The organism is Sporosarcina sp. NCCP-2716 (assembly GCF_023707985.1).
Taxonomy (GTDB): Bacteria; Bacillota; Bacilli; order Bacillales_A; family Planococcaceae; genus Sporosarcina.
Genome location: NZ_BRCF01000014.1, coordinates 37,964 through 50,687, shown reverse-complemented (window position 1 = coordinate 50,687; position 12,724 = coordinate 37,964). Strand labels below are relative to the sequence as shown.

Below are 12,724 nucleotides of genomic sequence, written 5' to 3'. Positions count from 1 at the left end.
TAAAACAAGATGATTGGCAAGGACCTACATTTTTAATTGCCGAAACATACATTTTCTACTTGCCAAATACAGTATTTTGAGGTAGTGGATGGAAACATAAGTTGGTAACCTGCTAAATAAAACGGTAGCTCACCAACTTCAGTTTTGTTTCATACTGCTTGTACTCGTAAGCCTTTACTATTAAACTGGCTCATGTGGCATTCTGGAAAAAGGAATCGTTATATACACTGTATTAGTTATGTTAGAGAACTCATTGAAGATATTTTTCTGATAGAAAGCTTTTAATCAGTGTCTGTAGCGTGATATTCTTATTCTTGAGAGATGACTTCAATGCGTAAATGTTTGTCTGGTAACTTACTATTTACGTGAAGTCTCTCTTTTTGCATTCATTTTGACGGAACTATTGGTTAATCAACACGCGTGATATACAGTCTATATAATCGTCATGCAGCTGCCGTTGCTATTTCGACATTGTCGATATTAAAGATAACGGTATTTCGAATTATTGAGATATACCGCGATTATTGGAGGACTTACCAATAACAGATCAACAAAAAGTGTTATTGACCAAATTAGGTAATATCTCCATGGAGTTAGAGGATCAATATGAGGAGGATAGCTTTAATAAGTTCAGGATGGCGAACAATCACTTATAATACTCATACTCTTTAGTTGAAATGGGTACTGAATGGCTTACCGTTTTATAGAAAAGTATTTATCAGTGGAGGGTAAATCAAATTGAATACATACAATATTTTCATAGGTTTAATGATTATCTTAGCTTTATTTGCGATGATAATTCTTTTAACTTATTTATCTGGAAAAAGCTCTAAGCTAACCCAAGCTATATCTATTACATCTATAATCATTTTCTTTACATTAATTATTATCTATATAACTTTCGCAATATTTGATATAAACTCACTAAAAAGCGAAGTTTTTTCGGATAAAGAAACTATTATTAAAGCTATTAGTGAGACTGAACCAGAGCTTTTTAATCCTACTTCTGAAGAAATAACAATATTAATACAGAACCTAACACCTTACACCTTGAAGAGTTATTCCACTATCGAGCAAGTAGTAAAAGATTCATTAGATATGGACGATGAAAAGTTTAGCAATATACAAAAAGGACTTGATAACAGAAAGTTTTTAGACATGGAAAAATCAAATGCGAGTTATAAATTCAAGTCTATATTTGTCCACATTTTAAATACAATAGCTCTCTTAGGTCTATACTCAATATTACTTGATAATTATGACGCCTTAAAGGGAAAGAATAAAATCAATAAACTAAAGAAAAAGGAGAATGATTGCAAATATAAGGAGTCGAAGGAGGTTGAAAATTGCAAGTTTTTACTTAAAGAGCAAATAAACGAGCAAGCACAACTAATTAAATTCTATGAAAATAAATTGTTTCAAACTAAGAAGAAGCCATCAAACAACAATATTCAAAACGGAAGATGATTATATAAAATTTAAGATTAATGCAACGTCATTGATATAATAAGTTTAATAGTAATGGCATTTTTTTGAGTTTAGGTGGCAAAGTTGATTATGCAATGAGCCGTGCTTTAGAGGAGAAGAAAGGCTTAATATAGTAAAAAAATTGAGGAGCATTTTAATTATATGAATAGATTAGACATTAATGATCTGAAAGATTGGAGAAAAGTATTTATTAAAAGCGTTAAGTATCAAACGCAGGGGAATCTAGAAAAAAATTGCATGATTAAAGGAGTTGTTGTAAATGGGTTTAAATGAGAAACAGATATTATTACACAAAGAATTAGATTTAATCCAAGCATGTGTGAATAGAATGGCTCAAAATTCGTTTAACATAAAAGGATGGTACTTTGCTCTCATTATTGTAATATCCGCTTGGAAATTTAACAACACTATTGTTTATGCTCTTATTATCGGCTTTGCATCTGTTATTTTCTATATATTGAATTTGCAGTTTTATATATATGAAAGAAGATTTAGAGTTTTATATAATGAGAGAATAGAAATGAGATGCGAACAGGATAATTATGAAGAAAAGCTATATGATTTGACACCTATCTATGAAAAACTGACCTTTAAAGTTATTTTTGAATGTTATATTAGTAAAAATAAAATGTTGATTTTTATGTACTTTGGTATCTGTTTATTGCTGATAATTGCAAACATTCTTATCGCTTATGAGAATGACAACAGCAAAGTATTTGAGAAGAAGGGTTTCTATAACATATTTTGAGATCACGCCTGATGATTAACCAAAGAGTCCCATCAAAATGAAAGCAAAAAAGAGATGCTTCACGTAGAATGTAAGTTACCAGACAAACATTTACGAAACGAGTTCATCTCTCATGAATAAGAATACCATGCTCCAGACACTAATTGAGAGCTTTCTTTCTACCATTTTAAAAAGAGTAATTAAGAGATTGGTTCAGGTATTAAACTTTAATGCTTCTAGCATTTAATATCCATTTTCCTAAATTCTGGTACCCTTCATCCGATACGTAATCGTAAATCCCTGAAGCTATCTCATTAAACCAAAGAGTTTTTCCAGTTACATCGTTTCCGATAACCTTCAGAGTACTTTGAGAGGTGCTAGTCAATCCTGTTCTTAGATCTTTAATCCCGCCAACTTTTACGCCGATGATTGCATTTCCCTTTTTGTAGCTTTGTTCTATTTCGTACTTAACATAAGGCCGATCAAAGGTTTCTGAGCCTATAAGTACTACTGTTACAGATGTGCCATTCAGCTGACTATCAATCCATTGTTTGACCGCTCTCTCACTAATTCTTTGAATTTTTTCAAACTCTGCTTTGTCCACAAATCCTGTAGATTCTCTGCCTTGAGTTACCCACGAGTTCCGGGCGACATTTGCTCTGCCTACATCGTTACCAAAATGAAAACTAAAGAATACTTTTTTAGACAATGGTAGTCCTCCTTGGATTTCGAAAATAAAGGCTCATTATAGATTCAACTTAGTGACTTGAATTATGAAAAAAAGGCTTTATAATAACCCGTAATTTTACCCTCCAATCATTTTTAGAATACTTATTGAGGACGTTTGAATTGTGCATATAAAAAATCCAAAGGATGGGTGTGTAAAGGATGATTTTGCTGATATTGCTCTTCCCAAATATGGAGATTACCGTCTCTCAGAGGTATTAACTTATTCATATAACTACCTACATCGTAGGCTACATCTAATCGTTTAGCTTCATTAAAAGCACGTTTCTCAAAAGCCTCTTCAATTGGACGGTTTGGATTGATTTTTCTAATTAAATTAGTCATTACAAGCTCGTTGTAGATCCAAGGAGACTTTGTAGTGTGAGAGATGGTTTTTGAAACCGGCTGTATGGAATTATCCGTAGCCATGAATATAACTAACTCTGCTCTATCCATCATCTTTGATAATGCCATTGATAACATCATGTGAACGTGACTAGTAGAATAGTTTCTCTTGTTGTAGTCATACATATTCCCTGATGGATTTAAGCAGTATTTATCATCAATACTTTTTAAAAGTTCATTTGAATGTCCCCACACACAAGAGTCAATAAAAACAGTTAATCCGAAAACTTCTTTTAACCATCCTGCAAAGGCAATTGCATTCTCTTCGTCAACATGTGAGTGAGAGAGAAATACATCTGCATTTACTTCTGGAAACCAATCGCTTTCAAGGGAGTTACCATTTATCGTTGATGTTCCTTGATATAAATAATTCTCCAGATTTTTATTAATCCCTTCTACTTCTTCTTGGTATATTTGTTTTCCTTTCTCATACCAATTCGAATAATCCTTATTAGTTTCAAGATTAAAAGCTAAGTACATATTCCTATCCCCTTTTTAATTCAAATTTTTCATTTCTTTAAAAATTGTATCATTTAATCTTATAAAGAACAAATGTTTCTGTTTTGTTGTTTCTTTTGTGCTGATTAACCAAATAGATTCATAGAACTGAATGCAGAAAAAGAGATGCCTGACGTAAAATGTAAGTTACTAGACAAATTTTTACGAAACGAGGTTATCTCTCGTGGATAAAAATACCAAGCTCCCGGAACTGATTAAAATCTTTCTACCTGATAAAAGATCTTAAAGGAATCCTGAACGAGTTTCAAATTGAGGGAACCGTCTGCAAATGTACGGTTTTCGTTTTTCTTTCCTATCTCATCCACTCGGCTGCGAATGAGTGGAAAGCCTGCGCTACGCAGTAGACGTCAGTGGTTGTATTGGACTGATATATATTGATCACTCATTCCTTTCCATACATCTGAAGGCGTAGGAGCCTGCCAGCTTGAAGTGCATCTTGGACGTCTTCATGGGGAAACTGAATTGGGCAGCCCGTCGCAAGTTGAATCTCCCATAGTCGCTTCTTTCTATTGACTCTACAACAATCACAGTTTGGAAAAACTACGATTGACTAAAGATTCCTGTAAAATTTCGGATAACTAACACGCGGTTTGCAACTAATTTGTATGATGCAAAGGTAATCGTACTATTGATTCAGTTTTATTTTTATTTCTTAAAAGCCAATTACTTCCTTCGCACATACAGCAAAATGCCGTATTTGTCAGTAGCATCTTCGACGATATAATTGCCCACAGCGACTTTCTTTTGTTTACCGTTGACCTGTCTGATGGCGCTTTCAAGCTGGCTCTTAGTTAAATCTATGCAGGCGTTGAAAGCTATAGAGTATAGTGTTCTGTTGTTATCCTCCTTGTTGTTGGTCAAGCCGAATAGAAAACCGTGACCGTTATTAATTTCACCATTAACAAATTCGAGCAGACGAGGATTTACTTTAGGTGCGGAAGTAATGATTCTCCGATTGTTGTCTACGCCGTATACGCTGTCGATTTCCTCTACTCGTTCAAACTGGAACCCATTGTAATTGAAAGAAATGTTGGCAGCGAATAGATCTTCAAGCGTTGCCGTCTCCGCTGGCGGCGCTGTTGGTTTCTCGGGTTCTGGTGCCACCATTACCTCATTTTGTGTCAGTTTACCAGTTGTTTTCAGCAGGTTATAAATCGACAGCACCGTCTCCACCCGCGTACCGTTATCGTTCGGTTTGAAATAGTTATTTACACGTAGCGCCATAATGCCGAAATTGTTCAATCGCTTAACTGCGACAATCGCTCGTTGGCCAATAGATTTAGCGTCCTTGTAATTTGGTGTTTTTAGGACGTTGTAATTCCCGCTCTGCTGCAGCATGTTGTCGAGCGTGATGTCCATTTCCCCTCGGGCGATGGAGTTATCCGGCTTGAAGCGGCCGTCCAAGTATCTCTATACCACATTATAGGCATAGCCTTTGATGATGCCGTCGTACGTCGAGACGTTCTCTGTTACATCCTGGAACGCTTTTGGCTAATAGGGTTTCTGCAACTCGAACGTCCTGGCGATGAAAGATGCAAACAGACCGCGTGTGACGGGTTGCTGGGCTCTGAAAGTACCGTCTGCATATCCCGAGATGATACCCCGATTGACAAGTACTGAGATTTTCTGTTGGTCTTGGACAGGGAGGGACTGGGTATCTGTAAACTTACTGGATTCATTGCCTGCAGCGGCGGCAGGCATCGGGATGACAATGACGGGTGTCAGGAGGGCTGCTGAGAGCGCAGTGGAGAAGATGGAATTCATTTTCATAAGTACATTCCGTTCTTTGGATTGTTTATAAGCGTATTTCCATAAAGATAAGAGACAGCCCTGGACCTTTGCATATCGAAGGCTCAGGGCTAATCCGCTTTTGCGGAAGCTCTTACAACTGTCTCTTCTTCGTATTCAAGTCGGTGATCGATTCGATGTAATACTGGTCGTTGACTTTGACGAAGACGTATTTCTTCTGGCGCTCGTAGTTCAGATCGCCGTCTTCGTAGGAGTAGAAATCGAATGTTTCGAAGGAGTACAGTTCGACTTTACCGGCGGCGACGGTTTTGACGGAGGTGACGTCGTTCAGCATGAAGTTGTAGGAGTAGCCCGGTATCGTGCTGTGATCGTTGACGAATTTGGCATAGTCCCGGCGGATGGCTGTGCCGTCCTGGAAGTACTGTTCGATGTAATCGAAGTCGGCATAGTAGATCGCCCGCTCGTAGTCATTCCGGAATTCTTTGTATAAGCTGCGGACCCAGTCTTCATCCGCGGACTGCTCTCGTTTTGCTTCCTCGCTTTTCTCCTGGGCTTCCTGTTCTTTGGCGATGTGATCGAATGTCAGGTAGAGCGTCCCTTTATCCATAGGCACGACATCCGATTTCACTTCTTTCCCTTTGCTGTCTTTGGTGACGGCATGGATGCTGATGTCCTTGTTGAATTGGACTGGATAGAGATCCGCGAGTTCGGCGACCGTCTTCTTGGTGGATTTGCCGTCAATGTACACGACGGCTTTTTCGTCGTTGGAACCGAGCGTCATGTCGGCGAGATTCCAGTCGATGTCGAGTTTGGCTGCATTGTCTTCCGTGCTTTCAACCAGGGAGGTCCCTTTCCCTGAAAGCGGCATTAGGCTCCCTTTCGTTTCATACGCCCAAGCATAATCTCCTGGTATGTACTTGCCGAGCTCGATGACTTCGTTGTCTTCTTTTGTCGTGAATTTTTGTCCGTCGAACGTGAAGGAAGTGTTTTTCAATGGAACTTTGACGGTCAGGTCTGTCGGAAGGATAGTGAAGTTCACGTCCTTATAAAGCCCGAACAGGACATGTTTGCTCGTCACGGAAATGAATTCACCGTCCGTCTCGATAATATTGGCACTGGCTGCACTGCTCGTCGCTTTGATAGCTTCCCCGCTCAATTGTTCGCGTAAGTCGCTCCACCCGTATTGTTTGACGAGTTTGTAGAAGCTGTCCGCGTGTCCGACAGATCCTTCTTTCAAGGTGAACTGTTTGAACAGCCCTTCGGCATCTTGTGTGTTGTACGCGGTGTTCATATCCGCAATCTTCTTGTCGGGGTCATACATGTTTTTTAAGACCAAGTGTGTCGTGATAAGGCCTATCACGAGGACGGCAGCAGCAATCAGACCGATTTTGACGGGCAAGCCCAACGGCTTTCTTGGTGGCCGGGGCGTCTGGGTCGAACGGCTTGCTGCTGGCTGCGGACTGCTCGCAGCCGTTTCATCCGGCGTGCTGCCGACATGATCCCCGCAATTTTTACAGAACTCTGCGTCTGAAGGCAATTCATGGCCGCAATTTCGACAGTATTTCATGGCATAACCTTCTTTCCTTTTTACTTGAAGTATACAGGGAATTAAGTAGGAAATAAAGCATGCTTATGAGTAGGTATTTGTCAATATGCTAATTTTTATTTATTTTAGGAGATTGCCTTGTAACGCTCTGTCATTTGCCTATAATTAACGGAGATGGATAAGTGAATGAAGACCATTAGGTACATGGTTTGACAATATTCGATAACTGAAGGAGGAATTCGATTGAGCACACTACAGTCTAAAGTAGGGGATGGACTCAATAAGATCCAGGGGACCATCCGGCAGGGGAAACAGAAAGTGGCCACTGTCCAGGAAGCAGGGCAGATCCGTCAGCAGCTGGACCAATTGCGGCAGAAAAGGATGGAGCAGCTGCTGGCTCTCGGCACGGCAGTACATAAGGACATTCGTCAGGGGGCGGCCGTTGACAACGCTTATTTGCAGCTGGCCGAACCGATTGGCGCAATGGACCGCACTATCTATGAGCTGGCGAAATCGCTTGAATTGCTGCAGCAGGCCCAGACGAATGGCGACCAATGTCCGAATTGCAGGAAACCGGTCAGCGACGATGATCGGTTCTGTGGATCGTGCGGCGGTGCGCTGCCTGTGAAAGAAGAAGCAGTGGTGGCAGAGATGCCTTGTACACATTGTGAAGAGATGATTCCCGAAAGCTCGGCGTTCTGTCCCTGCTGCGGGTTCTCATTATCCAACTAACGAGGAGGCTCGCTTATGTATTGTCCGTCATGCGGAACAGAGAATCAGGAGATGAATAACTATTGTCATAAGGATGGACAGCTTTTACGGTCGGGACGTGTAGGGAAAGCGGAGAGCGGCGGACTGGAATTCTGTTCTTCCTGTGGATCGAAGAACGCCTATTCATCCGCCTACTGCGGAACATGCGGAGCGGATACGACCCGACTGAAAGCACCGGGAGCGGCCCCGTTCACCGATGCTGGCAAACAAATGACGGAACAGGCTGCTGCGCGTGTCCTCCCGAAGTTGGGTGATGTCCCGATTCGGCGGTCTGCGATTATAGGACTGGTCGGTGCGGCGATTGCAGCGGTTCTTATGCTGGTCATCAGTTATGCTGCCATGACCTATATGGAAGGCAAAGTGATCGACCTCGCTGCGCAGGATGGTGAACGGGTCACTGCGAAGATGCTGAGAAGCGGTGAGTTCATCGAGAAAGAGGCACTCGACTCGGATGATATCCAGCTGAATGTCCCCCGGCTTTACGGGATCACGACAGCGGTAGCCCTCATGAACAATGTGGACGTCGAAGTTTCAGCGAATATGGCGGTCGATTCCTACGGATACAGTGATAGTGAATCATTCCGCGCTGGAGAGAAGAATGGTCTATTCATCGCCACGGCTGCCATGGTCTTCGTATTTGTTGTCATGGGTGCGTACATCGGCTGGCGTTCGCGTTCCGGAAATGACCCGCTTACGGTACCGCTGGCAGCCGGCATTGTGGCATACGCCATATTCGTCGTCATCTGTGCATGGGTGGCTAACGTGGATTATGTAGTCGGCCAGGTCGGTGTCGGTAATTTCTGGATCGATGCGCACCTGACATTCGGCGCGCTATCCTCAATCTTCCAGACGGTGTTCATCGGACTGATTGCTGCAGGGCTCACGGCGTTCGCTGTGAAATACGGTAAAGAATCCGGCCAAATTGTTCGGATCTTGCCCGAGTGGAAGAGATACGGCGTGACAGTGGCTGCACTCTTTGCAGCGGTGTCCCTTGCAGTGACCGCATTCTTCTTCATCTACGTCCAGATGAACACTTCGATACTGATCGGAGAGGACAAGGCACTTGGGGAGGGCCTGCTTGGAAACCTGCTCGTCACAGCGATGATTCCGCAGATGATCCACTTTGCTCATGCCTCGCCGGTTGCAATGGATTTCTCTACACAGGTGGGTACGTTTTTGAACGGTTCCCTGTCGATCTTTTCATCGAAAAATGATTTCCTCTCGATCTTCAGTTCGTCGTTCGGGATGGAAGAGCATTTCACCGTACTCTCGAAATTGAAAGGTGCTCTTTGGTACATGCCGAAGGTCAGCATCCTGATTCCGATCGTCATCTTGGTGGCAGCGGGGTATTGGCTGTTCGACCGGTTGAAGGCGAACGCAAAATCGATTCTCATTAGTGCGGCTCTCTATGGCGGATTGCTTGCGATTGCTTCGCTGTTCGATGCGTTCGAGCTGACATCAGTATTCGCTGCCAATGTAACTGTCGGAACACCGCTGATCAGCGCTTTCTTCACACCGTTTCTACTGGCACTTGTCTGTCTGTCGGCAGGAGCATTTCTGAAGGAAAGACGAATGGCGTAACGCCGTATTTAAATTGGTGCACGACCCCGTCCGGCAGCCGATGGAAGGTGTGGCCTGGCGGGGATTTTTAGTCGGTATTCGGAAATGTCTACCATGGGAAAGTAGGGGGATCTCTTGAACAAACGATTATTGACCATACCGATTGTCGTTTTCATGCTTGCAGGCTGTTCAGGCGGGACTTCGTCGGAAGCCTATGAAAACGCGATGGAGAGCGGGGAGCAGGCTGTGCAGGACGGCAAGTATGACAAAGCACGGGACTCCTTTTATATCGCACGTGAAGAAGCCCCGAAAGACGAATTCGCCAGCCGCTACTCTGAACTGGCGGAGAAACTTGAAGGGATCCGTAAATCGGCAGATGACGGGAACTGGCAGGAAGCAGGGAAGAAAGCAGCGGACCTCCTGAAGCAGGACAAGCTTCCTAACATCTTCCGCACAGCGCTTGAAGAACTGCAGGAAGAAATGCAGAATGGGCAAAGTGAGACGGACAGACTGCTGCACCATCTGGACCTGACAGCAAGACAGGCCGATGATGGAAATCCGAAAGAAGCTGCCTCCCGGTTGGACAGTATGCTGCAGTCGGAGGAGTGGAAGACGTATGGCCGGTCTCTCGAGAAGGATGCGGAAGAAGTGAAAACACGGATTGCAGCAGCGGAAAAGCGACAGCTCGCAGAAGCGGAGGAGAAAGAACGACTCGAAAAGGAAGAGGCGGACAAACGGGCAGCTGAAGAGAAAAAGCAGCAGGCCGCCGCGGCACAGCAACCATCAGAACCAGCCCGCGGTACACAAGGTGTCTATATGAAGAAGCTGGCGGCTGTCGAAGCGGGCTTGTCGGACCTCGATCACCTCTACACGGAGGGACTGACGGAACTTATGATCCAAGGCGAACAGGAACGCTACAAGCGCTGGGACGACATGCTGAACGAAATCTACGGTGTGTTGAAGAAGCAGCTGAGCCCATCCGAAATGGAGGCGCTGCGACAGAAGCAGCGCAACTGGATCGTCTACCGCGACAACCAAGCCGACGCCGCCCGCAAAGCCGGCACTGCTGCTGCGGAGCGGAATTATCACGGAACGCTGGCATATGAGACGGAGCAGCGGTGCTATGAGTTGGTGCGGGGGTATATGGAGTGACCGGGGGAGACTTTAGAGTCGATTGAAAGTTAGTAGCGACTTAACTCTATTGGTAAAGGAGAAATGGACATGGCACTTTGGTTAGTTCGAGCGGGAAAAAACGGAGAACAGGAAGACGTGGCACTTGACGAGAATGTTGTCACTATTGGTTAGAGTAAACTAGGGGATCTCTATGCCATTAAAGATAGGGACGAGTTGAGAACGCTATTTGAAAAGACCTATGTGAGGGAGAAGAAGGGCGCTATAGCAAATAAGGTAGGACAAATCTGGGCATTTATCAACAGAATTGAAAAAGGAGATATGGTAGTACTGCCTCTTAAACAACAAGCGGCGATTGCAATCGGTCGAGTGACGGGAAGTTATCAGTACCGGACTGATCTTCATTCATCCAACCACACGCTGCCTGTACAGTGGATTAAGAAAGATATTCCACGGACGCAGTTCCAGCAAGACTTGCTCTATTCGTTTGGGGCTTTCATGACTGTCTGCCAAATCCAGCGTAATCAGGCGGAAGCCAGGGTGGCAAAAATCGTGCAAGGTCGGCATGCAGACAAGTGCACTATCAACGCTCCTATAGGTGACGAGGAACTGATCACTGAGGAAGCCTTGGACGTGGAACAAAATGCGGAAGACCAAATTCTGGCCCATATCAATCGTAACTTCAAAGGTCATGACTTAACCACACTCGTCGATGAGATTTTGAAAGCAGAAGGGTTCGTCACACATCCGTCCGATCCAGGCCCGGATGGCGGAGTCGATATCTTAGTGGGCTCCGGTCCCATGGGTTTTGACGCGCCTCGTATTTGCGTGCAAGTCAAATCGAGTGATACGACTGCCGACGTGGTAGTATTCCGCAATCTCCTAGGCACTTTAGATGCGTTTGGCGCAACCCAAGGTCTCCTGGTTTCCTGGGGCGGCTTCAACCGTGCCGTATTAACAGAAGCCCGCCGCAACTTCTTTAAAGTGCGCCTTTGGGACGCTGGTGATCTCATAGAGGCCTTACAAAGAAATTATCCCCGACTGCCAGGTTGGCTGAAGGCTGAATTGCCGTTGAAACAGATTTGGGCAATGGTGTTGGAGGATGATTGAGTCTGGGGTGGGGTGTTGCATTTTGTCATTGTGGTTGAAATGTCGGTATATAAGACAACTGGACACAGTAAGGGCATACAGATGAGGACAGCCCATAGAGATTTCCGATGGCTGAATAGAATTTACTCGAAGAAAAATGTAGCAACTAGACGAGGTGGCATAGAAAATGGAAACGTTCGTACACGTGGAGCACTCAGCATGGCGTGAAGAAGAACTTGGCTTATTGTCGTTAGATGCAACGGCATGTATCTACGACGACCATACAGATGCGCGTCAACAGGTTGGTCGAACGAGAGGATACTTAGTTCGGACATATTATACTGATCAGGGGTGGAACGACGCTTATGACGCAGCGGATTCAGCGTCTGGGGATGTGGCAGCAATCATTTCAACTGTAAAATCGCAAGTCAGCGACGACTTGGTGGACAAGCTGTTCATCCTTGATAAGATCACAGTTGAAAAGGAATGCCGGAACCAAGGCATCGGCCGGCAATTTATAAAGAAACTGGTGACAGATCTTGAATTTATAGGTATCGACCTGGTCGCTCTCACTCCGGGATATTACAGCGATGCTCTAACGGATGAGGAAATGCAGAAAAACAATAGGTTGGTGAGGTTATACGGCCAACTCGGGTTTGAAATGATGGACGTTGGTGAAGGGCAAACACCTATTATGTTGAAGTGGTTGCGGTAATATGTCGTGAGGGAATGTGTTACCACAAGACAAGGTGACCGGGAACAGACGGGGAAAGCTATCCGATATCTGATGGGTTTTTTGTCCGGTCATTCCGGTCCGGTCATTCCGAAAGAAAAGAGAGAACTTACGCAAGTTCTCTCTCAATCACTTTCATCCTAATGCAATCCATGTCAATACAATAGTAGTCTGCGCTGTGTATAGAGGACAAGGTCTTCTAATCTTTCATTTACTACATGCAATAACGGCAATTAATACTGACTTCCATATGGGCAGTGGACCAGGTGGCTAAGGTGAT

General features: G+C 44.0%; 12 protein-coding genes. 7 read left to right on the top strand and 5 right to left on the bottom strand.

Annotated elements, in window-relative coordinates; genetic code table 11:
• The first annotated feature begins 738 nt into the window (after positions 1 to 738).
• Complete coding sequence (locus tag NFU03_RS15555) at positions 739 to 1,467, top strand: hypothetical protein (protein WP_251640040.1); 729 nt, start codon at positions 739 to 741, stop codon at positions 1,465 to 1,467.
• Positions 1,468 to 1,747: 280 nt separating this feature from the next.
• Positions 1,748 to 2,236, top strand: a complete 489-nt coding sequence (locus NFU03_RS15550; protein WP_251640039.1) for a hypothetical protein — start codon at positions 1,748 to 1,750, stop codon at positions 2,234 to 2,236.
• Positions 2,237 to 2,435: 199 nt separating this feature from the next.
• Here NFU03_RS15550 and NFU03_RS15545 read toward each other — a convergent pair whose 3' ends face one another.
• The 5 genes from NFU03_RS15545 to NFU03_RS15525 form a co-directional block, all read right to left on the bottom strand.
• Positions 2,436 to 2,924: a TIR domain-containing protein gene (locus tag NFU03_RS15545; RefSeq protein WP_251640038.1), complete on the bottom strand. Its 489-nt coding sequence runs from the start codon at positions 2,922 to 2,924 to the stop codon at positions 2,436 to 2,438.
• 122 nt (positions 2,925 to 3,046) lie between these two features.
• A complete protein-coding gene (locus NFU03_RS15540; protein WP_251640037.1) occupies positions 3,047 to 3,826 on the bottom strand; it encodes a toll/interleukin-1 receptor domain-containing protein in 780 nt (259 codons plus the stop codon).
• A 702-nt stretch (positions 3,827 to 4,528) separates the two neighbouring features.
• Positions 4,529 to 5,269: an S-layer homology domain-containing protein gene (locus NFU03_RS15535; protein WP_251640036.1), complete on the bottom strand. Its 741-nt coding sequence runs from the start codon at positions 5,267 to 5,269 to the stop codon at positions 4,529 to 4,531.
• Positions 5,270 to 5,356: 87 nt separating this feature from the next.
• Positions 5,357 to 5,635 carry an S-layer homology domain-containing protein gene (locus NFU03_RS15530; RefSeq protein WP_251640035.1) on the bottom strand — a complete coding sequence of 93 codons (279 nt, stop codon included), beginning with the start codon at positions 5,633 to 5,635 and terminating at the stop codon, positions 5,357 to 5,359.
• A gap of 112 nt (positions 5,636 to 5,747) precedes the next feature.
• Positions 5,748 to 7,181: a TcaA NTF2-like domain-containing protein gene (locus NFU03_RS15525; RefSeq protein WP_251640034.1), complete on the bottom strand. Its 1,434-nt coding sequence runs from the start codon at positions 7,179 to 7,181 to the stop codon at positions 5,748 to 5,750.
• Positions 7,182 to 7,403: 222 nt separating this feature from the next.
• Between NFU03_RS15525 and NFU03_RS15520 the strand changes: the two genes are divergently transcribed.
• The 5 genes from NFU03_RS15520 (at position 7,404) to NFU03_RS15500 (ending at position 12,426) form a co-directional block, all read left to right on the top strand.
• Positions 7,404 to 7,892, top strand: a complete 489-nt coding sequence (locus tag NFU03_RS15520; RefSeq protein WP_251640033.1) for a zinc ribbon domain-containing protein — start codon at positions 7,404 to 7,406, stop codon at positions 7,890 to 7,892.
• 51 nt (positions 7,893 to 7,943) lie between these two features.
• A complete protein-coding gene (locus NFU03_RS15515; protein WP_251640032.1) occupies positions 7,944 to 9,512 on the top strand; it encodes a hypothetical protein in 1,569 nt (522 codons plus the stop codon).
• A 114-nt stretch (positions 9,513 to 9,626) separates the two neighbouring features.
• The gene (locus NFU03_RS15510; protein ID WP_251640031.1) at positions 9,627 to 10,643 is read left to right on the top strand and encodes a lysozyme inhibitor LprI family protein; all 1,017 of its coding nucleotides are present in this window, start codon (positions 9,627 to 9,629) and stop codon (positions 10,641 to 10,643) included.
• A 195-nt stretch (positions 10,644 to 10,838) separates the two neighbouring features.
• On the top strand, positions 10,839 to 11,732 hold the full coding sequence (locus tag NFU03_RS15505) for a restriction endonuclease (RefSeq protein WP_251640030.1): 894 nt from the start codon (positions 10,839 to 10,841) through the stop codon (positions 11,730 to 11,732).
• 166 nt (positions 11,733 to 11,898) lie between these two features.
• On the top strand, positions 11,899 to 12,426 hold the full coding sequence (locus tag NFU03_RS15500; RefSeq protein WP_251640029.1) for a GNAT family N-acetyltransferase: 528 nt from the start codon (positions 11,899 to 11,901) through the stop codon (positions 12,424 to 12,426).
• Positions 12,427 to 12,724: the final 298 nt, after the last annotated feature.